This window comes from Hymenobacter sp. BT188 (assembly GCF_014333585.1).
GTDB lineage: Bacteria > Bacteroidota > Bacteroidia > Cytophagales > Hymenobacteraceae > Hymenobacter.
Genome location: NZ_JACSCW010000001.1, coordinates 57704 through 80756 on the forward strand (window position 1 = coordinate 57704; position 23053 = coordinate 80756).

The 23053-nt window shown below is 55.0% G+C and carries 20 protein-coding genes and 1 pseudogene; 6 read left to right on the forward strand and 15 right to left on the reverse strand.

The genetic code is table 11. The features are described from left to right. Window positions 1-39: 39 nt before the first annotated feature. Window positions 40-540 (reverse strand): hypothetical protein, encoded by a 501-nt coding sequence (locus tag H8B13_RS00230; RefSeq protein WP_187308836.1) that lies wholly within the window; start codon window positions 538-540, stop codon window positions 40-42. A gap of 280 nt (window positions 541-820) precedes the next feature. Between H8B13_RS00230 and H8B13_RS00235 the strand changes: the two genes are divergently transcribed. From H8B13_RS00235 to H8B13_RS00255, 5 genes are all read left to right on the forward strand, one after another. Further along, entirely contained in the window at window positions 821-3064 is a 2244-nt protein-coding gene (locus tag H8B13_RS00235; RefSeq protein ID WP_187308837.1) for a TonB-dependent receptor, read from the forward strand. A gap of 141 nt (window positions 3065-3205) precedes the next feature. After that, a complete protein-coding gene (locus H8B13_RS00240) occupies window positions 3206-3889 on the forward strand; it encodes a hypothetical protein (protein WP_187308838.1) in 684 nt (227 codons plus the stop codon). Window positions 3890-3958: 69 nt separating this feature from the next. Beyond that, window positions 3959-4630, forward strand: coding sequence for a hypothetical protein (locus H8B13_RS00245; protein WP_187308839.1), 672 nt, complete (start codon window positions 3959-3961; stop codon window positions 4628-4630). An 89-nt stretch (window positions 4631-4719) separates the two neighbouring features. Further along, entirely contained in the window at window positions 4720-5763 is a 1044-nt protein-coding gene (locus H8B13_RS00250) for a sensor histidine kinase (protein WP_187308840.1), read from the forward strand. Window positions 5764-6051: 288 nt separating this feature from the next. Then, window positions 6052-6849, forward strand: a complete 798-nt coding sequence (locus H8B13_RS00255) for a LytR/AlgR family response regulator transcription factor (protein WP_187308841.1) — start codon at window positions 6052-6054, stop codon at window positions 6847-6849. A gap of 37 nt (window positions 6850-6886) precedes the next feature. Here the strand turns inward: H8B13_RS00255 and H8B13_RS00260 are convergent, their stop codons facing one another. The 5 genes from H8B13_RS00260 to H8B13_RS00280 are packed head-to-tail and all read right to left on the reverse strand — an operon-like array spanning window position 6887 to window position 10685. Continuing rightward, a complete protein-coding gene (locus tag H8B13_RS00260; protein WP_261990167.1) occupies window positions 6887-7678 on the reverse strand; it encodes a LytR/AlgR family response regulator transcription factor in 792 nt (263 codons plus the stop codon). Between the two features lie 5 nt (window positions 7679-7683). Then, window positions 7684-8205 carry a DoxX family protein gene (locus H8B13_RS00265; protein ID WP_187308842.1) on the reverse strand — a complete coding sequence of 174 codons (522 nt, stop codon included), beginning with the start codon at window positions 8203-8205 and terminating at the stop codon, window positions 7684-7686. Between the two features lie 30 nt (window positions 8206-8235). Continuing rightward, window positions 8236-9264 (reverse strand): sensor histidine kinase, encoded by a 1029-nt coding sequence (locus H8B13_RS00270; RefSeq protein WP_187308843.1) that lies wholly within the window; start codon window positions 9262-9264, stop codon window positions 8236-8238. A 57-nt stretch (window positions 9265-9321) separates the two neighbouring features. Continuing rightward, on the reverse strand, window positions 9322-10200 hold the full coding sequence (locus H8B13_RS00275; protein ID WP_187308844.1) for a hypothetical protein: 879 nt from the start codon (window positions 10198-10200) through the stop codon (window positions 9322-9324). A 2-nt stretch (window positions 10201-10202) separates the two neighbouring features. Continuing rightward, a complete protein-coding gene (locus H8B13_RS00280; protein ID WP_187308845.1) occupies window positions 10203-10685 on the reverse strand; it encodes an ABA4-like family protein in 483 nt (160 codons plus the stop codon). A gap of 313 nt (window positions 10686-10998) precedes the next feature. Between H8B13_RS00280 and H8B13_RS00285 the strand changes: the two genes are divergently transcribed. After that, window positions 10999-11700: a hypothetical protein gene (locus H8B13_RS00285; protein WP_187308846.1), complete on the forward strand. Its 702-nt coding sequence runs from the start codon at window positions 10999-11001 to the stop codon at window positions 11698-11700. A 164-nt stretch (window positions 11701-11864) separates the two neighbouring features. Here H8B13_RS00285 and H8B13_RS00290 read toward each other — a convergent pair whose 3' ends face one another. The 9 genes and pseudogenes from H8B13_RS00290 to menD form a co-directional block, all read right to left on the reverse strand. Further along, on the reverse strand, window positions 11865-12980 hold the full coding sequence (locus H8B13_RS00290) for an AMP-binding protein (RefSeq protein ID WP_187308847.1): 1116 nt from the start codon (window positions 12978-12980) through the stop codon (window positions 11865-11867). A gap of 81 nt (window positions 12981-13061) precedes the next feature. Beyond that, window positions 13062-14819, reverse strand: coding sequence for a DUF885 domain-containing protein (locus tag H8B13_RS00295; RefSeq protein WP_187308848.1), 1758 nt, complete (start codon window positions 14817-14819; stop codon window positions 13062-13064). Between the two features lie 57 nt (window positions 14820-14876). Beyond that, entirely contained in the window at window positions 14877-15326 is a 450-nt protein-coding gene (locus tag H8B13_RS00300; protein WP_187308849.1) for a hypothetical protein, read from the reverse strand. A 95-nt stretch (window positions 15327-15421) separates the two neighbouring features. Then, entirely contained in the window at window positions 15422-15784 is a 363-nt protein-coding gene (locus H8B13_RS00305) for a DUF6370 family protein (protein ID WP_187308850.1), read from the reverse strand. 139 nt (window positions 15785-15923) lie between these two features. Then, window positions 15924-17464, reverse strand: a pseudogene (locus H8B13_RS00310) (lipase maturation factor family protein). A gap of 159 nt (window positions 17465-17623) precedes the next feature. Continuing rightward, window positions 17624-18208 (reverse strand): adenylate/guanylate cyclase domain-containing protein, encoded by a 585-nt coding sequence (locus H8B13_RS00315; protein WP_187308851.1) that lies wholly within the window; start codon window positions 18206-18208, stop codon window positions 17624-17626. Window positions 18209-18602: 394 nt separating this feature from the next. After that, window positions 18603-20120 (reverse strand): serine hydrolase domain-containing protein, encoded by a 1518-nt coding sequence (locus H8B13_RS00320; protein WP_261990168.1) that lies wholly within the window; start codon window positions 20118-20120, stop codon window positions 18603-18605. 228 nt (window positions 20121-20348) lie between these two features. Continuing rightward, complete coding sequence (gene menB / locus H8B13_RS00325) at window positions 20349-21167, reverse strand: 1,4-dihydroxy-2-naphthoyl-CoA synthase (protein ID WP_187308853.1); 819 nt, start codon at window positions 21165-21167, stop codon at window positions 20349-20351. A gap of 17 nt (window positions 21168-21184) precedes the next feature. Then, window positions 21185-23053: a 2-succinyl-5-enolpyruvyl-6-hydroxy-3-cyclohexene-1-carboxylic-acid synthase gene (gene menD, locus H8B13_RS00330; RefSeq protein WP_187308854.1), complete on the reverse strand. Its 1869-nt coding sequence runs from the start codon at window positions 23051-23053 to the stop codon at window positions 21185-21187.

The following is a 23053-nucleotide window of genomic DNA, read 5'->3' on the forward strand; positions in this document are numbered from 1 at the left end:
CCGCGCAGCTGCCCCTTTGTAATGGATAGCAAATGACCGTTAGCGCAGGCGCTCGTCGTCGTCAAGTGGCCGGTCGATGATGCGGCTGCGCAACACGGTATTGGTCGTGACGGGCTGGGTTGCCGCAACGGTAGGATCTGGGTGGGGGCCCGGTGCGGGACCATGGGCCGACAGCGGTACGCCGCCGTGCTGCGCCACGTAGCGCCGGGCGTACTCGGAGGCATTTACCGCCCCGTGCTGATCGAGGAGCGCCTGCACCTGCTCGGCATCTTGGCGGGAGCGCACATGGATGGTGAGCGTGGTGCCCCGGCGGGCGGCTTCCGAGTGGTCGCGCACATCGTGCTCGTGGCCCGTAAACACGGCCCGGAAGAAGTTATGGAAAGAGTCATTTTCAGGAAACTCGCCCGTGGGATTGTCCTGGTTGACATCGGCCGTGGTCACGTCGATATACTCGCGGCCAATGCCATGACCGACAAGCGCGTGAAGGGCTTTATTCGCAACGTCGGCGTTTTCAAATACGCCAATTACAGTGTATGCCATGGCAGATCGGGGTTAGGGAGTGAGAATGGAGTAGGAAGATCGGGAATATTTGCTCCCGCGGAAAGGAGTTTTTTCAACGTTGGATTCCCGTCATAGGTTGGGGTGCCGGCTGAGTTGCCGCGGAGGCCGAGTTAGCAGATACCTAGGTTCTAACTGGTGTCTGACTTCGCGTTGGCAGGGCTGCCGCACGCTTCATCCGGCTTATCCGACACTTCAGTAACCTTTCTTTTCAACGGGCTCAGCAGCCGACCACTTTTGGTCAATACTTCGCTGCTACCCCATGAAACGAATCCTGCTTCCGCTGCTTCTATTCCTGATTACTGCCAAATACGTAGCCGCCCAAACGGCCGCTACCACGCTCAGCGGCACCGTCCGCGACCAGAGTGGGCGGGCGTTGCCGGGCGTGAACGTATTCCTGAAAACGACCTTCGATGGCGCCAGCACCGATTCGGTGGGACACTTTCACTTCAGCACCCGGCAAACCGGTACGCTGCCGCTGGTGGCTACGCTGCTCGGCTATCAGCTTCAGGAGCAGAGCGTAACGCTCGATGGTAAACCTCAGCGCTTCACCTTCACGCTGAAAGAAGCCCGCAACCAGCTTGGCGCCGTGACCATTACTTCCGGCACGTTCGAAGCTGGCGGCGACAAGCGCAATACCGTCTTTTCGGCCCGCGACGTGGTAACCACGGCCGGTGCCTCGGCTGATGTGGCGGGGGCGCTGAACACCATGCCCGGTACCACCCGCAACGGGGAAGAAGGCCGCCTGTTTGTGCGCGGCGGCTCGGCCGGCGAAACCCGGCAATACCTGGATGGGGTGCCCTTGCAAAGCCCCTATAATGCCAGCGTATCGGGAGTGCCGGCCAGGGGGCGTTTTTCACCGATGCTGTTCAAAGGCATGGCCTTTAGCACGGGCGGCTACTCGGCCGAGTACGGACAGGCGCTGTCGGCTATCGTGGCGTTGCAGTCAGAAGATTTGGCCCCCGAAACGCAAACTGGTATATCGTTGCTGTCGCTGGGGGCGCTGAGTTTGTCGCACCAGCAGCGCTACGAGCGCTCGTCGGTGGCCGTGACGGGCGATTACATGAACATGCGGCCCTACTTCGGACTGGTGCCTCAGCAGCTACTCACGGCGTTTCAATCGTCGGGCGGTTCGGTGGCACTGCGTCAGCGCACCGGCGAGGCGGGCCTGGTGAAAGCTTATGGAGCGTTCAATCAGCAGCGCATAGGAGTGCGGCAGCCGGAGACCGAATGGGAGGGAGGGCGGCCCGTGAATCTGGAGGCCAACAATGTGTACTTGAATACCACCTTTCGCAGTCCGTTGCGGCGGGGCTGGTCGGTGCAGACCGGCGCGGCAGCGACGCGGGATGTGCAAACGGCCCGCATTGCCGTCCGCGACACGCAAACCCAGCAAGTAAGCGACCAGGCCCGACACGAGCTGGAGCAGTCGCTGGTAGGCCGACTTGTGCTTACCAACGACTCGGCCAGCGCCTACTGGAACGTGAAGCTAGGAGTAGAAGGCTTGGCCCAAAGCAACCAGCAGCGCTACGAATTTGCCCCCCTGGACACTGTTTTTCGCTTTTCGGAGCGGCGTTTGGCCACGTTTGCGGAGTCTGATATTGCCTTCAGCAACAAGCTAGTGGGCCGGGTAGGCGGACGGGGTGAATATTCGGGTGTACTAAACCGCTGGAATGGCGCTCCACGCTTGGCGCTGGCGTATCAGGTAAATGAAAAAACGCAGCTTTCGGGGGCTTGGGGCTACTTCTACCAAACCCCCGCCAGCGACCTGCTGATCAGGGCAGAAAACCGCCAGCAGCTGCGCTTCGAACGCGCTCAGCACTTCCAGCTTACGTATCTGCGGAGCCATGACGACCGCACGCTGCGGGTAGAAGCTTACGCCAAAACCTACGCTCATCTCGTTCGCTTCCATGAAAAAGCCCCCCAGAACCTGCTCACGCCTTTCGACCCGGCTTCGTACCGCAGCACGGGCCGCGGCTACGCCAACGGGGTAGATGTACTGTGGCGCGACCGTAAAACTGTCAAGAATGCCGATTACTGGGTGAGCTACGGCTTCCTGGATACGCGCCGGCACCAGCGCCTCGATCCGGTGCTGGCTGTGCCCACCTTTGCCGCCCGGCACAACCTATCGGTGGTAGGCAAGTACTGGCTGGCCAAAATACACACGCAGGTAGGCGCTACCTACACCTACAATAGCCCCCGCGCCTTTCACAATCCGAATGAGGCCGCTGGCTACAACCAGGGCCGCCTGCCCAACTTCCAGGATTTCAGCTTGAACGCCAGCTACGTCACTACGCTCTGGAAAAACCTGACCATTGTGCACGTATCGTGCACCAATGTGCTGGGGCGCGAGAATGTATTTGGCTACCGCTACGCCGCTGCCCCCGATGCGAATGGACTGTATTCCAGCACGGCCGTGCGGCCTTCTGCGCCGCGCATGGTATTCGTGGCCTTACTCATCTCTATCAATAAAAAGCGCCCGGCCGACATCGACACGGCTCCGGAGTAAAGGCTCATCCGCCGACTTCTGCACTTCATCCTGCCCAACCGACGCTTCGGTAACAGAAAATTTTTCCACCCTCGGCCTTCGCTCATCTTTGACACAGGCTTTCCACTACACAGCTTTTCTCACTTCATTTTTCTGATAACCATGAAAACGCTCATCCTCCTGCTGGCCTTCGTGGCCGCTTCCTTCTCGGCCACCGCCCAACAAGCCACCGCACCCGCCGGCTACACTGAGTTGATGGCGGCCACCATCACCGAATTGAACAGCACCGGCGACCCCGCTCAGCTTAAGCAAATCGTGAGCAAGTTTGAGCGAGCGGCCGCCGCCGCGCCCACTGATTGGCTGCCTGCTTATTACCAGGCGTACGGCCTCCTGATTACCTCTTTTCAAAGCAAAGAAGATGGCAGTACGAAGGACAAATACCTCGACCAAGCCGAAGCCGCGCTAACGCAGGCCCGCAAGCTGCGCGGCGACGAATCGGAGCTGCTGGTGTTGCAAGGCTACATTTATCAGGCGCGGCTGGGCATTTCGCCCATGGACCGCTCGGCGAAATATTCACGTATGGTGAGTGAGGTGCTTGGCCAAGCCAAAGGAATAAACCCCGCTAACCCACGCATCTATCTGGTACTCGGGAACAATGTTTACTTTACACCCAAGATATTTGGGGGCGGACCTGAGGCCGCCAAGCCACTTTTTGAGGAAGCGAAAGCCCGATTTGCCGCTTTCCAGCCCAGCAGTCCGCTGGCACCTGGCTGGGGCGAGCGGCAGCTACTGAGCCGGGTGAAAGCCTATGAGCCGGTTGCTGGCGCGCAGGCTGCTAAGCAATAACTAAGCACACGCGGCGCGGCGGCGCGCGGTGACGGGTGTACTTAATTTCTCTCCGCAACCTCTGCCATCATGGACTTGCTGCATCAGTTCAACATTGGCTTACACATCGTTTGCGGCACGCTGGCAATGCTGTTTGGCCTCGTGCCGATGATGGGGCGCAAGGGTGGCGCGGCCCACCGGCGCTTCGGCCGTTGGTTTCTGGCAGCCACCGCAGGCGTGCTCATGACGGCGGTGCTGGGGCTGGCAGTGTTTAATTTTCGCGGTTACCTGGTCGGTATTGTGCTGCTGAGCGTGTACCAGGCGTGGTCGGGGTATCAGGCGGTGCGTACCCGCGTCACTGGTCCCACCCGCCTCGATGGGTGGGTGGCTGCCGCGGCCCTGGTAAGCAGCGTAGTGCTGGTGCTTTGCCTCAAAGCCATTGAACTGGTCTGGACGCCGGGCATTATTTACTCTACCCTGGGTGCCTTAGTAGTCATGACGCTCTATGATTTGGCGCGTTTCCGTTTTGTGCCGCTGTGGCGTCGCACCTTGTGGCACTATGACCATCTGTGGAAGATGATCAGTGCTTATTTTGCTCTGGTATCGGCATTCACCGGCACGGTGCTGCCGCAGTACAAGCCGTATAGCCAGTTTGGGCCGTCGGTGGTAGGAGTGATGCTGGTGCTGAGCTTTGGGCTGTACTATGCGTTGCGCCCGGCCGCTTCCAAGCATGGATTACTTACCCCTAAGCGCCCCGCCTGACCTTGTCTACTAGCCCGTATCTTGCCAGCGCTACCACGCCTACTGAGCTTGGTTCTCCCGTCCTCACTATGCCCGTACATGCCCCCACAATGCCCCCCAGACAAGCCACACGGGCCTGGCTGCGCATATTGCTGACGCTACTGTTGCTTTCCTGCACTATCAGCCTACTTACCTGTCTCGATTGCCTGGATAACCCCCGAGAGCTGGCTATAAACTTCGTGTTGACGGCCGTGTACACCACAGGGCTGTGGCTGGCCAACGGCTACTCCGTGGATTGGCTTGATCGGTACGTGAGCTGGAAGCAGGCGCCCGCTAAGCGGCTGGCCCTTACGTTGCTCGTGTCGCTGGGGGGCTCTTTGGTGGTGATTGTGCTGGTGCGGCTGGGGTATATCCTGTATCGAGGCCGCAATCCAGCGTTGCTGTTCTCACCCCAATACGTTGATGGCTACTTGTTTCCGCTGGTCATCACGGCCCTGATTTCCATGTTCATGCATAGCCGGTCTTTCCTGCTGGGCTGGCGCGAGGCCGTGGTTCAAACCGAGCGTTTACAGAAGGAAATGGCGCAGGCCGAAGCCGAAACACTCCGCCAGCAGCTTGATCCGCACTTTATGTTCAATGCCCTGAATGCCCTCACTTCGCTGGTAGAAGAGGAGCCACAACTGGCAGTGCGCTTCATTCGGCAATTGTCGCAGGTGTACCGCTATGTGCTTGATGCCCGCGGACGGGAGGTGGTGCCGCTCACCGACGAGCTGGAGTTTGCCCAGGCTTATCTGTTTTTGCAGCGCATTCGCTACGGCGAAGCCTTGCAGGCCGAACTACCTGACCCCAGCAGTGTACCGTCTCAGCTGATGGTGCCGCCGCTGAGCCTACAGTTGCTGTTAGAAAATGCACTGAAGCACAACATTGCGCTCCAACAGCAACCGCTGCATATCCGCTTCGAGCTAAACTTGCCCGCCCGCCAGCTAACTGTGCGTAACACACTACGGCCACGTCGCCTTAGCCCCGAAGAAACCAGCGGCCTTGGCCTGCGCAACCTGCAGGCTCGCTACGCTTTTCTGACCAAGCAGTCTCTGCTTATTCAGCCGACTGCCAATGAATTTGTCGTAACACTGCCGCTGCTTGAAATAGGCTAATTAGGAATAGAGATGCGTAGTTTCATCTCTCGCTCAGCAATACTTATTCGTCCTAATCTAGTCCACCTGTCATCCTGAGCTGGCGAAAGACCTTGTGCCAGTTGAACGATTTGTTCTCGCGTGAGAAGGTCCTTTGCCAGCTCAGGATGACAGACAAACAAGATGACAGACAAAGTGGAAGATTGAAGAATAGATGATAAGCAACGCCCACGACGAATAGACGTGAATACGCGTCTTTATATATAGTAGAAAAAGCCCCCCAGAACAGCCGAAATCACTTTATAACAAATGTCGACTCTGCCTGCGCTTCGTGCCCTTATCATTGAAGATGAACCCTTAGCTGCCCGGCGCCTGACGGAGCTGTTGCGTCGGCAGCAGCCGGTGGTAGAAGTGATAAGCACCGCCGAATCGGTGGCGGCAGCCAAGGTGCTGCTCGATACGCTCCGGCCCGCGCCCGACGTGCTCTTTTTGGATATTCATTTGGCCGATGGCCTGAGTTTCGAGCTGTTTGAGCAGACTACGGTGCCATGTCCGGTTATTTTCACTACCGCCTACGACCAGTATGCCATTCGAGCTTTCAAGGTGAACAGCGTGGATTATCTGCTCAAACCCATCGATACCGGAGAGTTGGAAGTAGCTGTGCAGAAGCTGCGCGAGCGGCGCGGCAGCACCCAAGCGGCTACCCCTACGGCCTTCGATCCAGCTTTGCTGGCGCAGGTATTACAGCAAATGCAAACCCGACCCAGTTACAAAGAGCAATTTGTGGTGCGCGTAGGCGAGCATCTAAAAACTATTGCCACAGAGCAGATAGCCTACTTTTTTAGCCTCGAAAAAGCCACTCTGCTCCAGACCCGCGAAAACCGCCGGTTTGTGGTGGACTACACGCTGGAGCAGTTGGAAAGCCTGCTCGATCCGCGCCAATTCTTTCGCCTCAACCGCACGTACCTCGCCCAAGCTAGCGCCATTCAGGATATTATTCACTACACCAATTCTCGCCTCCAAACCGTGCTTCAGCACTGCCCTGAGGGCCCCGTGCTGGTAAGTCGAGAGCGGGTGCCGGCTTTCAAAGCCTGGCTGGATAGATAGAAAATTTGCCCCCCAAACCAGTTTTAGGTTGATAAAATCAGCCTTCTAGCCATTGCTTAAATACACTGGCTTTCTCCCGGCTCACTACCACTTCATCCGTTGGACTGGGGGCCAAATCCAGCTTTAGCTTGCCGTTGAAATGCGGGTGCAAGCGCTGCACGGCCTGTAAATGAGTCACAAACTGCCGGTTAAGACGAAAAAAATGCCGCGGGTCGAGCAGGCTTTCCAACTGCTCCAGCGTATAGTCCACCACAAACCGGCGGCCGTCCAGCGCCACGAGCGTCGTGACTTCATTACGGCTCTGAAACCAAGCTATTTGCCCCGCCGGTAGCGGCAATAGTTGCTCGCCGCTGCGCACCAGAAAGCGCGATTTATAGGGCTGATTGGGGAGGGGCAGGCTGTCGAGCAGGCGCTCCAGGCGCTGGGCGGTATCGGGTGGGGGCGAGGTGGCCGGTGCCCGCCATTGCTCCAGCTTCGTGAGGGCGGCCTCCAACTCGGCCAGCTTGATAGGCTTTAGCAAATAGTCGATGCTGTTCGTCTTGAAAGCCCGGATGGCGTAAGCGTCGTAGGCGGTGGTGAAGATGACTGGACTGCGCACCACCGTACGCTCAAACAGCCCGAAGCTGAGCCCATCGGCCAAGTGAATATCAGCCAGAATAAGGTCGGGGGGCAAATTTGACTTCAGCCACGCCAACCCTGCCATCACGCTATCCAGCACCGCTACAACCTTAGCCTCTGGCGCCGCCTGATGCAGTAACCGCTGGAGGCGCTCCGCTGCTGGGTACTCATCTTCGAGCACTAAAACGGTCATGGATAACTTGAGGGCCATCTAGATTAATGGAATAGATAATTGAGGGGATAGGGGATAAAATAGGTCTCTTGGGGAAATACAGCGAGATATAAAGGCAGAGCTAAGGCAAAGTACCACGTCCAGGCAATAAAAAACAGTTGGAGCGGAATACGGAACCAGAGGTAGCGCGGGCCTAGCCCATCCAAGGTGCCAGTCTGGTAATTCAAATGGCGTTGAGCCGCGATGATGTTGCCGGGCAAAATCAGGACGAAAAAGGCGATAAGTAGCCAAGCCGTGACTGGGCGCAACGCTGGAAGTAGCAACCCCACTGCCGCCGCGATTTCCAGTACGCCAGTAGCTAGTATCCATGCTTTTTTGGCAGGCAGAAAGTCCGGCAGCATTTGCATCATACCTTTTGTAAAGGCAAAATGCGCCACTCCTGTAAACAGCAGCATGGCGGCCATCGCTCCGTTGCCGGCGAAGACAAAATTTGCGCTGCCATCCAGGAAATACGTGCTGCCAGCCAGCAGACCGAACATGGTGAGCAACACAAATAATGGTTTCATACCGATAGCTGTAAAGAAGAAAGCGCTGCCTCAACGAGGCCCCAGCAGCGGCAGCCGCACCCGAAACCGATGATTTTCAGTGCTGATTTCTACTGGCTGGGAGGCATGCAGCAGCTCGTAGCGGTGCTGCACATTGCGCAAGCCCGTACCGGTGCAACGCACGAGCCCCGCCAGCCTTGGGCGCAGGATATTTTCCACCGTGAAGTATCCGGTAACTGGATCGGCAGTGAGGCGAAGCTCCAGCGGGTGTTCGCGCGAGGCGACATTGTGCTTGAGCGCATTTTCCACCAGCAGCTGCACGCTCAGGGGAGCTACATGCCAATCGAGCGCCGCTGGTGGAATATCATGCTCAACCCGTAGGTTATCGCGAAAACGGACTTTTTGCAGAGCCACATAGGTATCCACAAAAGCCAGTTCCTCCGCCAGCGACACCGTTACTTTTTCGCGGCTGAGCAGCACGTAGCGGTATACATCGGCTAGCTGTTCCACAAACTCTTGGGCGGCCGTATTGCCGGGCTCAATGAGGGCAGAAAGCGTGTTGAGTGAGTTGAACAAAAAGTGCGGATCGAGCTGGTTTTGCAGGGCCTCAAGCTGGCTTTGCACCCCGGCTTGGGTAAGCTGCTCGGCATGGCGCACATTCTGCTCCCACTTCTGAAAAAAATGGTGACTTTCGTACACAAGCAGCACCACCGAAGTAGGCACCAGATTCAGCAGCACTTGCACAAAAATCCGCTCGGCACTTAGCACCCCAAATATTTCGGTGGGCAGTAAAAGTGTGAGCCCAACGGTGATGGTAACGGTAGCCAAACTGGCGTAGAGCAGGCAAGCGGCAGCCAACCACCAGATGCGCACCGATGTTTGACGCACATCAGGAAAACGGCGAATAAGCCATTGCCAGATAGCGCGGGTTCCCAGCCAAATGGTAAGTGTGTAAACAAGCGAAATCGGCCAGCTGACCAGGAACACCGGAACAGACCGAAAAGCATAATCGGCCTCGGGAAGCAGCATGAGCACGCTTACAATCGGGATTCCAAACAGCAGCAACTGACGGTCTTGCATGGTGGGTGGCGTGGGTTTTGGCCCCCGTGGGGCTAGCGGCAACTTACGCACTTTCCCTTACTGCGAAAGCAGGGGCAGACCGCTCAGCGCCCGCCAGTACAGCAGCGCCACCCCACTGGCGTAGAGCGCCGCGAAAGCAAAAATCCCTGTTGTTTGAGCGCCAGAGCGCCAATTGGGCATTGTGCGAGCCAGCAGCCAACCGGCCAGGGGAAGCGCCTGCAAGGCGTGCAAACCCAGGAAATGGGCGGCGCGCAAATCGCCGGCGCGGGTGCTCCAGCCCAGCACGGGCAAGCCGGCACCACCATCGGGGGCGCCTACAGTATGACCATTCTGACTAATCATGGCTCCCCCGATGGCACTTCCCAGCAGAAACAATAGGAGCCCCAGCCGCATGCCCCACACGTACCCAGCCGAGCCGAAAGGCCGGTGGCGCAGCATCAGGTACAAGGCCCACACCAGCAGTAGGGTATTAATGGCGATAAACAAGCCCATGGCGGCAAATACCAGCGCATCGAATACGGAGCTGTTGTTGAAATGTGAAGTAGTACCACGAGCAGCCTGTAGGAAGATTGCCGCAATTTCGACCGTCATGCTGAGGGCTATGCCCCAGCTTATAAAGCGTACCGACCGTTGCGCGGGGGCCGGCAAATCGGCCAGCAGCCAGCCTAGCGTCCACAAATAAATAAGGTTGGAAAGCGCGAACTTGAGGGGCTTAAACCAGGCGTTGAGGCCCGTCACAACGCGCTCATCAAACGGCACCAGCGCCAAGGCTACCAAGGCCAAACCCGCACTCAGCCACCCCGCCCACGAAAGCACTGGGTTGCAACGGTGCAGAATAATTAGCCATTCGCGCAAGTCTTGGCCCGAACCAAGGAGCACCGGACGGCGGGGAGAAAAGGAAGCGGAACTGCCGGAAGCGAAGAGGAGCGTTTTCATGCCTATGACGAATAAGATGAACGAACAGAATCCAGCGTTTTGGCAGGGCAGGGGGGCAAATTCAGCGGGTAAAAGCGGCGCGCGATGGCGTACAGTAGCAGTCCTACCGGCCCAAGCAAAAAGGTGAATACCAGACACGGAATCAGCAGTAAGTGCGGCACCCCGCGGCGGTGCGCATCACGCGCCGACCACGCGCCCACGGCCAAATCGAAGCAGAGGTAATGCACCCAGCCTGCCAGCAGCGCCCACGGATCCTGGAACAGCAGCGCCACCTCGGCCAGCGAAGAAAAGCCCCCCACGCTGCCCTGCGGACCAGCATAATGCACTCCAATTACTACCGCGTAAACTACAGCCAAGCCCAGCGACAACGCCCCGCTGAGCACCAGCCGACGCGTGACCACCCAGCGTGGTGCTATCAGCAGCAAGACCCACCCCAGCATGGCTACGGTGTTGGCAAAGGAGAACAGTGCGGTGGGCGTGAGCATAGCAGAGAGCTTTGTTTCAACTAAACTACTCCTGATTTCTACCGCAGAAAACCCTTATCCAAGCGAAACCGAACCCGCGCTGGGTGAACCGACAATATTCTGCGGTGAACCGTTGCCGTAGCCTGGAGCGAATACAAGAAACTCAGCTGGGGGGCTTTTTTACTGGCCGGCTTCTACGTTGCTGCTTCCCATCGACCGATAACCCACAGGTAATACCTGCGTTGAATTAAAGTACTCCGGAGCGAGCTGGCTTGTCAGGCCGGCTATTCTTCCACTCACGTATTTCTGTCTGGTGGTCGCGTACTTTTAGCCTGTGAATAAGCTCGTACTCCTGCTGCTCCTGTTGCTGAAATCGGCAATTGCCACGCACGCGGCCAGCGTAACGGTTGCGGCCGTGGTGCCCGACAGCGTGTTTGTACGGCAAACCCACCGCCGCCCGGTGTTTCAGTTCGACCAGCGCTTCTCGCTGCTCAATGGCAAGGTGGTTGGGATCAATGGGTTGAAAGGCGGCATCGAATTTAATGGGCGTCTGCGGGCCGGTCTGGGCGTGTACCTGCTCAGCGGCGGCGTGCCTACCGATGCTCCTTTGCCCCCCGATTTGCCCCCCAACACCCGCGACGAGCTGCGTTTTCGCTACCTCGTAGGCTATGGCGAATATGTGCTCATCGGCAACCCGCGCTGGGAACTGAGCACACCCGTACAGATTGGAATGGGCAAGTTTTACTCCCGCTATGAACTCCCCAACGGCGAAGTACGCCGCTCACCCAAAGACCAGATTTATATCCTGGAGCCTTCCATCGCCAGCCATTATCGGGTGTTTAAGTGGCTAGGCCTGGGCGGGGGTGCTGGCTACCGTCAGATGCTATTTATCAACGACAAGCTGGAAGATGAACTGAGCGGCGTCATCTTCTATGGTCGGGTGAAGCTATTTTTGGGCGATTTGTACAAGATAACACGGGGCCGGCAGAAGCTGTTTTCGCAGGATGGGCTGCGGTCAGAGGACTGGCAGGAGTAGAGTAATTTCTAGCTGCCTCAACCCCTAGCCCCTTCTCCTAGGGGAGAAGGGGAACTAGTTCTAAAAACTAGTATTCAAGTGCTGGCTAATTTTCTAGATAACTAAAGGTTAGTTCCCCTTCTCCCCTAGGAGAAGGGCTAGGGGTTTAGGCCAATCGTTGAAAGTCAATAGGACAGTGCTTTCACAGTGCCGCGCCGATCCAGCTTGCCGGAGGCTGTTGTTTTGAACTGGGGCACAAACACCAACTCCCGCGGCCGCTCATAGCGACCCAGACGCTCGGTAAGCAGCGCTAGCAGCTGCTCACTCTGCGTGGCTGATAAAGGCTCGCCTTCCAGAAAAGCCGTTACCTGCTCCCCCAGGCGTTCATCGGGCCGAGCGGCTACGAAGGTGCGTCTGGGGGGCAAATTGAGTTCAGCTAGGGCCACTTCCAGCACCAGTTCCACTTTTTCGGCCTGCACCTTCACCCCCCCGGAGTTAATGACAAAGTCGGCGCGCCCCAGCCACTCAAAGGCGTGCTCTGCGGGCAGTAGGCGCACGTGGTCATTGGTTACGATGAGCTGATCGTTGGTGACGTCGGCGCGCACGGTGAGGCAGCCGCGTTCGTCCTGCTCCACATGAATGCCGGGCAGCACTTTGTAATACGGCGAAGCATCCGGGCCATTTAAGCGGCGCAGCGCTATATGTGACGCGGTTTCGGTCATGCCGTAGGTGTGATACACAGGCACCGTGAGGGTTTGGGCAGCTTGCGTCAACCCGCTTTCCACGGCCGCACCGCCAACTAGAATGGCCCTCATGGTATTCAGCCGCGCTGCGTGTCCGTTTTCCAGCACGGTGCGCAGCTGCAAAGGCACGAACGAAGCAAAGTCAAACGCTGCCTCAGCCGGCATTAACGCTAGTGGGTCGGCGTGAGGCTCCACGATGGTCAGGTGCAGATTCAGCTCCAAGCCGCGCACCAGCATCATCAGTCCACCCACGTACTCGCAGTTCAGGCACACCAACATACGGTCGCCGGGCCCCAGGTCGAAATAGTCGCCAGTGCGGCGGGCACTAGCCGCGAGCTGCTGCCGCCGCAGTGTTATCCGCTGCGGCTCACCCGTAGAGCCAGAAGTCTGGAGGCCAAATTCCATCGCTCCATTCAGCCACTGCCGACAGAAATCCAGCACCTTGGCCTCGTAGCCATTCAGCTCGACGGGCGTAGTGGCCGGATACTGCTTAATGTCAGCGTAGCGAAATTCGCGACCGTTAAGTAGGAGGGAATCGGGGATTAAGGCAGTGGTCATGGTGTAAAACTACTGGGGTGAGTGCAGACGGCACTCACCCCAGTTTTATTTAGCAGAATAATGCACGAGTGTCGGGCGTCTTTAACCCTGCTTCTTTTTAGCTTTTTCCTGTTGCTGCTGAATAAATCGGTCGGTCATCTTTTCCAGAATCGACAGCGTAACAGTTCCGTTGGAAAGCACCATGTCGTGGAAGGCGCGTACGTCAAAGTCTTCTTTCAACGCTACCTCAGCTTTTTGGCGCATTTCTTTGATCTTCAACTCTCCCATTTTGTAGGCCAGCGCCTGCCCAGGCCACAAAATGTAGCGATTGACTTCGGTGTTCACTTCGTGCAGCGACAGAGCCGTGTTATCGGCCAGATACGCCACGGCCTGATCCCTAGTCCAGCCTTTCGAGTGAATACCTACATCAATCACCAGGCGACAGGCCCGCCACATTTCATAGGTCAGCCGGCCAAACAGGCTGTATGGGTCCTTGTAGAAACCCATTTCGTGTCCCAAATACTCGCTGTATAATCCCCAGCCTTCGCCAAAGGCATTGATGTAGTTATTTCTGCGGAATTCGGGCAAAGTGGTCAACTCCTGCGTCAAGGCATTCTGTAAATGGTGACCTGGCACCGCTTCGTGCAAGGTCAGCGACTCAAGGGTGTACAGCGTGCGGTTCGGTAGATTAGACGTGTTTACCCAATATTCCCCGGCCCGGGTACTGCTGATGGGTGCACCCGAATATCGCCCTGCGGTATAATTAGGGGCTAAATGTTCTGGTACGGGCACTACCGTAAATGGCTGGCGGGGCAGCTTGCCAAAGAGCGAAGGCAATTTGCCCTCCACGGTTTTCGCAATAAAAGCAGCATCCTTCAATAAGGCATTCGCTGTTTTCGGTTGGAACTGCGGGTCAGTGCGCAAAAAGGTGGTGAATTCTTTGAAGTTACCTTTAAATTTTACGTCGCGGATAACATTATCCATTTCGCCTCTTATCCGCGCTACCTCCTTTATGCCAAGCTGATACACTTGCTCCGAAGTGAGATTGGTGGTGGTGAAGTGCCGCACCCGGTCCTCGTAATAGGCCCGACCATTAGGAAACCCCGAAGCGCCGAGCGTGGGACGAGCTTTGGGTAAATATTCCTGATCAAAAAACGTCTTTATCTTCTGGTAACTGCCAACTACATCCTTGCTAATAACGGCCTTTGCAGAGGTTTGTAATGCGGCCCAATCCGCCTCAGAAATGGAAGCTGGTTTTTTCGCAAACGGCTTCCAAAACACCGATTGCTCAGCCGTTGGCACTATATGCTGAGTGTAGCTGGTTTCATAGCCATTGAGTACTTCTCTGGGCTGCGTAATGCCTTGGGCAATGCCCTGTCGCATCAATTGTAAGTTCTCATCAACGAAGCGCGGAATGTCTTTTAATAAAATAAGGTACTGCTCAGCGTCTTTTTTTGAATTAATAATAGCTTTTCCTCTCGAGGCCAATGTAGCGTGAAAACCAGCATCGGTTTGGATGGGGTTTAAGTAGGATTTGAATTGATATTCGGCCAATTCATCTAGTACATCATGGCTCAATAATTCCAGGTTAATCTGGTCATCAAACGACAGTGCTTTTTTATTAATCGCCTTCAGCTGTGCGTCGATCTTTTTGTAGAAAAGTCCTTTGGCTACATAGCTGCTTTCTGTTCGGGAGCGCAACACCTGGTTGCTGCTGCTGTCGCGCTTCCATGCCTGCTTCTCGAAATCCTTGATTGCCGCCAAGGCGGCAGCTATATCTTTCTGGACGGGCTGTTGTTGGGCGCGAAGACCACCCGCAACGAGCAGGAGGGAGAAAGTGAAGAGTACCGGAACTCGCATAAGCAAACTGTTAGGGATGAGTCTTGCAGTGGGTAAGCAAGGACCGTAAATGTAGAGCTACCGGATCAGCCACCGCTGATACGTTTTGGCCGAGGGCGCCATCACTACGCAGAGCGTCAGCAATAAACACCCAAAGAATAGCAAATCAATGGGGCTTCTGGTAATTGTGTAGGTAATTAGAGGTGGCAAGCCTGCCAGGCCTAATAAGCTGTTGCGCAAAAACACACGGCTCTTGTACAGCCGCAGATTCTCAACCGCTGGCCGGCGCAGGTTCGGCTTGATCTGGGACGAAACCAGGTAGACGAGCACACCAACCAACAGCAATAAGCCCCCCAGTAGTAGGAGCGCGGGCCACGTGGCAAGCTGCGGGTTAACGGCTCCCGAGCCGGCGGTTCGACGGCTGGCAGCCAATACCAGTGCAGCCATTACTGCCGCCTGTATAGAATAGTGCAGCCAGTGCATGCGCCGAATTCGCCGGATAGCTTCGTCGTATGTGGGGTCTGCCATGCCTTCGGCCACGTAGCAAGCTTCTGGATATATAAGCGGGTTATGGTAGCTCTGTTTAGGCCAAAGTAGCAGCCGACCTCGTTGGTCAACGCTGGTTACTTGGCTTTAACAGGCTCCGGCAGTAATTTAAAATAGGTGGCTACGAAACGGTTATTTACCACTTCACCTTGTACTTCTGCCTTTCTGATGGCGCTACAAAACCCGTCTTTGGCATGAGCATCGCCGTGCGAATCGATGTTTGTTCCATCAACAAAATACGCTTTGCCATCAATCTTAACAGCCAAATCACATTCCTTGCCTTGCAGCCCTAGCTTGCACTGCCCACATGAAGCGTCTACTATCATCACCTTTTTGGCCTTGTTGGGCGAGGCGGCCACGCCAGCAGCTTTGGTAGTCTGAGCATTTGCAATGCATACTGCGAAAAAGCCAAAAACGATTAGCATTAATAAAGACTTCATTGGGCTGTTGGTTATGGATGGACGGGTATCGGCGACAAAGTTGCCAAGTGTAAATAACGAAAAAAACTACCTGCTCTAGTAAGAATAGGTAGGTAAGTGGTAGGCAAAATCTGCGGCCGTGCATAGGTTATTTCATGGGTCAATCTAAAGGAACCCACCCGGCACTTTGTAAGACTTGAATCAACTGCTGATCGTCGGTAGACATAGGCCGAAGCCAGATGCCAACCCGGTCGCGATTCCAATAACGTCCTTGGTCGTTGCCGGGCTCGGCAAATGTATAACGGTACAGCACGGCCCGAATGTAGCGCGGCGGCTGATTAGGGAAAGGGTTGCTCGCAAATAGACTTACCGCCCTAGGTCGTTGTGCAGGAGTTTCCAGATCAAATTCACCGTCCAAGGATACTCGGCGGGAGAGGACATAGAGGCAAACCACATTTGCCAGTCTAGTCGCAGCTGATAGGGGGCAATTTGGGGCGGACGCTGATCCAGAGCCACGGGCAGGCCTTTGTAGATATAGGGTTTCCAGTTGGCTTGGTCGCTGGAGTTCTCGTCCATTGTTCCTTCAAATACCACATTTAGCCGCTCCCGCCCCACCGTTCCAAACGCTCCGTAGGTATTAACGAGGCCCAGCGGGTCGAAGGAAGTGTTCATAATCTGTCCCGGCGACGCGATGTTTAAAGCAGGCTGAATGCTTAGAATAGCAACAACAGATGTTACAACCCAAGCCGTAGTCAGCATAGGCTTGGATACCTCAGCGCGGGCAGCAGCAATTTCTGCCTTCTGAACGAGCACACGGGGCAGAAGCTTCGCCCAGAAGCCATCATCCAAACAAGCCAAAGCCGGCACGATTGTCAGCCAGTTTAGAAACGAGAGGTTGCCGCTGAGGATGATGTTGAGCTGAAATACGATAATCACGACCCCCGCGATGTGGCGTGCTACCCGAGGCCAGAACACGAAGAAGGGCGCCACAATCTCGGCCAGCCAGTTAAACCAGACACCAAGTTGCAGCACAGGTTGTGGTAGAAAATGAAACCACCGGCTCAGCGGGCCGGGAATAGGCTGGGTTTCGAAATGATAGTAAAGAGCAGTGCTGTTACGCCATATCTCATCCCCGCGAAGTTTTATCAGTCCGGCTCCTAACATGATGCGGAATGCCAGCCACCGGAACAAAACGATAATGGGCATAGGGGGCGCGTACCGAGGAAAGGGCCGCAGATTGAGCAGCGGGCAGAGGAAGATAGCGAGGAAGCCGGTCTCGGTAACCTGAATTTCCCAGCCGTACCCGTACCATTCTTGCCCAACATGCACGAAGGACATGTAAAGAAGCCAAAGTACCGCTAGCAGCAAGGCATTGGCGTAGCCAGCCACCACCACGCAGGAAAGTACAAACCCAATCCACGCTACCGTTAGCAGAGCCCCATCTGAATGCCAGAGCCAGAATAAGGACGGTAGCCGTAGGAAGCCTGCTGTATTTGACCCAAGCGCCTCACTCACCCGCTCCAAATACAGCCCGACCGGGAGCAGTCCGTTAGAGCCAATCAGCGGAATAATCTGGTTGATTGCCACGAGGAAGGCCACGGCATACAGCGCTCCTAGCAGGCGCAGCAGAACAAAGCGGGTGAGCCAGTAGGAGGGAGGACTATCTGGGGCACGCGTAGCACTTTGAGATTCGCTAGCCATGTCGTTTCACTTCCGTTCGTTTGTTACCGATGGAAGCTTAATACGGCTGCTGTTTTGCGTTTGGCGGCTAGTGACGGGTCATAAATGCTTATAAATTGCCCCCCGTGTTGGTAACAGTTCTACAAATCTTAGCTGGTTTAGACTAACTCTACAGAGTAACTATCTCACTGCATTTTGGTGCTGTGCAAGCACATAGCCATTTACAGGGCTGTTTATGCCCTTCAGGGTAAGGGCCTTCTTTTGCGCATCGGGAAATTGCTCTTTTACCTGACTGAATACCTCTTCCGTGACCATAATTTCACCTATGCCGGCAGCTCCCTGCAGCCTTGACGTTAAGTTTACTACCGGGCCTATGGCGGTAAAATCCTTGTAAGTGGTTCCTACTTCCCCCACGTAAGATTCTCCTGTATGAATTCCGATGCCCACACCAAGGGTTTGGATGTCACTTAAGCCAATCTCCTCTTTCATGTGCTTACAGTCTTTTTGCAGTTGTACAGCGGCGCTGACTGCATTTTGTACATGGTCTTTCCTGATCAGTGGGAAATTGAAAATGGCAAGCACCGCATCGCCGATGAACTTGTTGACAACCCCATCTTTTTCCCATACTGCTGCTGAGCATCGGTCGTAAAACTGGTGTAACAATTCATTCAGCTTTTCAGCTTCTATTTGCTGCGACAAATCCGTGTACCCTCGAATATCAGCGAAGAGAATGGTGGTGGAAACAGGGACCTGTTTATGCTTCATGATCTTGGCAAAATTGCTCTCGCAGAATGTGCACATATTTGGGTGCATCTTACTTCTCTTAATGCCAAATGTTCTGAAGAAGGCTGAGAATGGGCCGCGTATGGCAGTCGGCATATGCATATGCTCCCAGCATCCTTGGCAAATTTGTGTCTCTTTCATTTTGCTCTTGAAGTCCCTTGTAAACTTCAAATTTAATATAGTATTATATCAGTTAATATTTACACGTTTCTAACAATTTCTTGCTTGCTCGTTGATAGTGTAAGTATGTAACTCGGCCCTACTTTTATAGTAGCTTTAGTTTGGTATAGTGATGAGTTATAAGCTCGAACTAGAATTTGGGCCTAGTGCGGTACATGGGTAAGGTGGCCGTGAAGTAACTTTACTTAACAAGTACTTACTTTTTCTTTTCCCTGATATAATACGCCTGGATTCGGGGTACTTGGTCGGGTGTGAGGGTGAAGCTTACTTCTAGATTCTTCTTTTCTCCCTCTAGCAGGAAGCTACCCCGTAACCCGTTTTGTGGTATTAACTCTCCAACTCGCACAATCTTACCAGCCTGCTCAAAAAGTGTAGTTGCTTCTTGGCGCAATGAAGAAGTGAAGTAATCTAAAAAGAAATTCTCTGCGAAAATACCGCTCGCTTCAGCCTCGTTCCAAGATGGTAGTAACTTCACTAGCTGATCCTTACGCTCATTCAATACGCTAGAAGGACGAAGCTGGCGTGGCTTCAGGTTAGCTAGCGTCGCGAGCGTGTCTAGCATCCGGATCATGATGCGGGTAGTGGGTGCGTATGTAACGTTTGCAAAGCACGCTACCCCAATACCATAATCGGGCAAAATGGCCCAGTTGCTACCGAAGCCCGGTAGCCCACCGCTATGCCCAACTGTCACGCGGTTCTCACAATCCTTGCTCCATCGTATGCCGTAGCCATATGCCGTAACCTGCGGACAAGCGCGCCCAGATGGGTATGTGTATTGGGCGTTCTGGCCAATCAAATTCGATGGGGTCTGAATTTCCCGTAGCGAGCTTCTTTTCACGGGGCCTTTATCTGTTGCGCTAGAAGCTGGCCAAGCCGATTGATAGAAGGCCATGTATTTGCCAAAGTCTTCCATAGTCGTTATTAGGCCGCCCATTGCCCCGCCAGCACCATCATGTAGCATAGGCTGCTCTACCCATTGTTCCTCCAGCCAACGGTATCCATGCGCTAATTGGGTAGGAGGCACTTTGGCGTAGTCCCAGTATGTGTGCGTCATGCCCAAAGGCTTCAATATATTTTCGTTTATATACTGTTGGTAAGGCTTACCTGAGACTTTCTTGATAATGTATCCCAGGGTAAAAAACCCTAGATTACTGTATTCATAGGTTACTCCCGGATTGTTTGAGTAGCTGAGCCCATTGTTAATAAAGTCAACCAGTTGCGCATCGCTCATAGCAAGCTGACGGTCGCCCCAGGGGTTATCTTCCGGCAAGCCCGCTGCATGCGTAAGCAGGTGCCGAATGGTTGCTACCGGAGCGTCAGCAGTCGGGAAGTGCTGTTTTTTAAAACCGGGTACGTAGCGCGACACGGGGTCATCAAGGCGGAGCTTCCCAGCGTCACGCAGCTTAAGAATCGCCATAGCGGTGAAGCTCTTAGTCATGGAAGCAATCCGAAAAGCTGATTGCGGAGTAGCGAGGATTTTCTGGTCAATATTGGTATAACCGGTACCACCTGATGCAAGTAGCTGTCCATCAACCATCACCCCGTACACAAAGCCCGGTGCATGTATAGCAGTAGCATATCTTTTATACATCCCGTCGAGCACGGGCAGTGCTCTCCGAATCTTCGCCATCCGGGCTGTATCGGCAAAAACAGGCTCAGGGTAGGTGATGGACGTGGGTTTTAGCTGTGCAAATGCGTTCAAAGAGAACAACATAAGCAGAAGAACAGAAGGGCTGCGCATAGAGTGGGTTAAGCGATAAATATAGATTATTTCGAATAAAATACTCCCATCTATTACCTATTTCGTCCTAATAATTAAGTATAAAATTCAATGATGGCGTGATAAGCTGCAAAAGCGTCAAGGCCAATCCATCGTATATCAGTGTAAATAAAAAGCCCGTACCATGTGGTACGGGCTTTTTCCTTAGTGACTATTCAGCAGTTACGGAAACTTAGGATACTTGTCGAAGTCAGGCTTGCGCTTCTCGACGAAGGCGTTGCGGCCTTCTTTGGCTTCTTCGCTCAAGTAATAGAGCAGTGTTGCGTTACCAGCCAGTTCTTGAATACCGGCCTGTCCGTCGAGCTCGGCGTTGAAGCTGGATTTGAGCATACGCAACGCTAGGGGGCTTTTTTCGAGGATTTTGCGGCACCAAGCAACGGTCGTTTCTTCAAGCTTTTCCAGCGGCACTACTTTGTTTACGAGGCCCATGTCGAGGGCTTCCTGCGCGTCGTACTGGTCGCAGAGAAACCAGATTTCACGGGCTTTTTTCTGGCCTACTACTCGAGCTAGGTAGCTAGCGCCAAAGCCACCATCGAACGAGCCTACTTTGGGGCCGGTCTGGCCGAAGCGGGCGTTTTCAGCGGCAATAGTCAGGTCGCAGACGACGTGGAGTACGTGGCCACCCCCGATGGCCCAGCCGGCCACCATGGCGATAACAGGCTTGGGAATGGAGCGAATTTGCTTCTGCAAATCGAGCACGTTGAGGCGGGGCACAGTGTCTTCGCCCACGTAACCGCCGTGACCGCGCACGCTTTGGTCGCCGCCCGAGCAGAAGGCTTTACCGCCTTCGCCAGTCAGAATGATCACACCAATATCAGTGCGGTTGCGGCAGATGTCCATGGCCTCAATCATTTCCTGCACTGTGAGCGGCGTGAAGGCATTATGCACCTGCGGGCGATTGATGCTGATTTTGGCGATGCCCTCGTGAAAAGTGAAGAGAATTTCGCGGAATTCCTTGATGGGAGTCCAGGTAATGGCCATAGGGAAGGTGGGTTATTCTAATAGAAGGAGGTTCTGACAGAAGTACGGTAATGCTCAAAAAAGGCCGCGTTGGTGGCGCTGTCGGTGGTAATTTCCAGCAGCGCTGCGCCGCCTTCGGGTGCAAAGAAAACCGGTAAAGCCGATTCTAGTTCGGTGAAGGTGTTAGCTGTGAAGTAGCGCAACCCAAAATCACGCGCTGTATTCTCGGCGGTGAGGGCTTGATGGGTTTCGAAAAACTCCTCTAGCTCTGGCTGTTGGCGCGGCCCATCAATAAGCCGAAAAATGCCTCCCGCGTGATTATTGAACAGCACAATGCGCAAGTTCGGCAGCGGATAATTGTGCCAGAGCGCGTTGCGGTCGTAGAAAAAAGCAACATCGCCGGTGAGCAGCACCACCGGTCGCGTAGGCTGCGCTAAGGCCGTGCCCACGGCGGTGGAGGTGCAGCCATCGATACCACTGGTGCCACGGTTGGCAAATACCTCCGCAGTTTGGTTGGCTAAGCCCAAAATATTGGCGTAGCGCACGGCCATGCTATTGGCGAGGTGCAGAGCATTGCCTTTGGGAAGAAGCTGTAGGGTGTTATGAAACACCGTAAACTCATTGAAAGGCTGGTCTGGGGTAGTAAAAAAATCAGCCAAAAAGCCATTCGCCCACCGCTCAGCCCGCTGCCAATGTGATGCGTAAGAAGCATCGGCCGCACCAGCATCTTCGCCTTCCGATGTGTTGGCGTGTGTCGGGATTCGTAATGGCACGGGTGCGGGAGCAACTCGGGTAGCATCCGCCACAGCCGTAAGCCTATTGGCTTTAGCCCCTGTTAATTCTGAGTTAATAAATGGCTGTTTATTAAGCAGAAGCAACTGCTGGAAAAAAGCAGTCGGCTCCAGCCGAATAATGCGCGTCAGGGATTTAAAGGTGTCGGCGACGGGGCCGGCGGCTTGCACATGCCAGTGCTGCTGGGGGGCAAATTCGCGCAGGTACAGCTTCAGCGCTTTAGAGATAAGCGACTGGCCAAACGTAATCAGCACCTCAGGTCGCAGGTCGGCTTTGAGTTCAGCATCAGGCACAGCCAAAAAAACATCCTGATGTCCCACCGGCACAGCACCCGAAACCTCAGATTTGACCCCCGCTGGCTGATGCAGATTCGCAATCACATCGCCTACTACCGGCACCTGATAAGCCGCCGCAAACGCCCAAAGACTTTGCACCAACTGCTCATCAAAAACATGCTGGCCAGCCACCACGAGCACCCGCGAAGTCTGGCGTAGGGCTTGGGCTAAGTCGGCCAGCTCGCTGGGGGGCAAAGTTGGCTGGCCTGCCTGCTCTCGGATTATTTTGACTTCCTCAAACCGCAGCTTCTGACCAGCTTTCGGATAAAAAGGTTCGCGCAGAGGAATATTTACCTGCACTGGCCCAGCCGGAAACTGCTGAGCCATATTAATTGCCTCCGACACAATACGAGCCGAATGCCACTTAGCATCGGCGTGGCTGGTATCAGCGGGAAACGTGAATGTGCCTTTGGCGTGCGCACCATAGAGGTCAGTTTGACGAATCGTCTGGCCGTCGAGCTGGTCAATCCACTCCGGGGGGCGGTCGGCAGTGAAAATAACGAGCGGAATTTGCTGAAAATAAGCTTCGGCCACGGCCGGCGCGTAGTTCAGGCCCGCCGTGCCGGACGTGCACACCAACGCCACGGCCCGCCGCTGACTTTGCGCCAGTCCCAGCCCGATAAAGGCAGCCGCTCGCTCGTCTGGCACCGTGCGCACCCGAATCTGCGGGTGGCGGGCAAAGGCAATCGTCAGAGGCGCACACCGCGAGCCCGGCGACAGCACCACATCTGTAATGCCGTGGCGAGCACAAATTTCCGCGATGTTATAAACTGCCTGCAT

What these genes read in the sequence shown, in the direction of transcription:
- H8B13_RS00230 (WP_187308836.1), bottom strand. Translation starts at nt 540, where the DNA reads ATGGCATACACTGTAATTGGCGTATTTGAAAACGCCGACGTTGCGAAT.
- H8B13_RS00235 (WP_187308837.1), top strand. Translation starts at nt 821, where the DNA reads ATGAAACGAATCCTGCTTCCGCTGCTTCTATTCCTGATTACTGCCAAA.
- H8B13_RS00240 (WP_187308838.1), top strand. Translation starts at nt 3,206, where the DNA reads ATGAAAACGCTCATCCTCCTGCTGGCCTTCGTGGCCGCTTCCTTCTCG.
- H8B13_RS00245 (WP_187308839.1), top strand. Translation starts at nt 3,959, where the DNA reads ATGGACTTGCTGCATCAGTTCAACATTGGCTTACACATCGTTTGCGGC.
- H8B13_RS00250 (WP_187308840.1), top strand. Translation starts at nt 4,720, where the DNA reads ATGCCCCCCAGACAAGCCACACGGGCCTGGCTGCGCATATTGCTGACG.
- H8B13_RS00255 (WP_187308841.1), top strand. Translation starts at nt 6,052, where the DNA reads ATGTCGACTCTGCCTGCGCTTCGTGCCCTTATCATTGAAGATGAACCC.
- H8B13_RS00260 (WP_261990167.1), bottom strand. Translation starts at nt 7,678, where the DNA reads ATGGCCCTCAAGTTATCCATGACCGTTTTAGTGCTCGAAGATGAGTAC.
- H8B13_RS00265 (WP_187308842.1), bottom strand. Translation starts at nt 8,205, where the DNA reads ATGAAACCATTATTTGTGTTGCTCACCATGTTCGGTCTGCTGGCTGGC.
- H8B13_RS00270 (WP_187308843.1), bottom strand. Translation starts at nt 9,264, where the DNA reads ATGCAAGACCGTCAGTTGCTGCTGTTTGGAATCCCGATTGTAAGCGTG.
- H8B13_RS00275 (WP_187308844.1), bottom strand. Translation starts at nt 10,200, where the DNA reads ATGAAAACGCTCCTCTTCGCTTCCGGCAGTTCCGCTTCCTTTTCTCCC.
- H8B13_RS00280 (WP_187308845.1), bottom strand. Translation starts at nt 10,685, where the DNA reads ATGCTCACGCCCACCGCACTGTTCTCCTTTGCCAACACCGTAGCCATG.
- H8B13_RS00290 (WP_187308847.1), bottom strand. Translation starts at nt 12,980, where the DNA reads ATGACCACTGCCTTAATCCCCGATTCCCTCCTACTTAACGGTCGCGAA.
- H8B13_RS00295 (WP_187308848.1), bottom strand. Translation starts at nt 14,819, where the DNA reads ATGCGAGTTCCGGTACTCTTCACTTTCTCCCTCCTGCTCGTTGCGGGT.
- H8B13_RS00300 (WP_187308849.1), bottom strand. Translation starts at nt 15,326, where the DNA reads ATGGCAGACCCCACATACGACGAAGCTATCCGGCGAATTCGGCGCATG.
- H8B13_RS00305 (WP_187308850.1), bottom strand. Translation starts at nt 15,784, where the DNA reads ATGAAGTCTTTATTAATGCTAATCGTTTTTGGCTTTTTCGCAGTATGC.
- H8B13_RS00315 (WP_187308851.1), bottom strand. Translation starts at nt 18,208, where the DNA reads ATGAAGCATAAACAGGTCCCTGTTTCCACCACCATTCTCTTCGCTGAT.
- H8B13_RS00320 (WP_261990168.1), bottom strand. Translation starts at nt 20,120, where the DNA reads ATGTTGTTCTCTTTGAACGCATTTGCACAGCTAAAACCCACGTCCATC.
- menB (WP_187308853.1), bottom strand. Translation starts at nt 21,167, where the DNA reads ATGGCCATTACCTGGACTCCCATCAAGGAATTCCGCGAAATTCTCTTC.
- menD (WP_187308854.1), bottom strand. Translation starts at nt 23,053, where the DNA reads ATGCAGGCAGTTTATAACATCGCGGAAATTTGTGCTCGCCACGGCATT.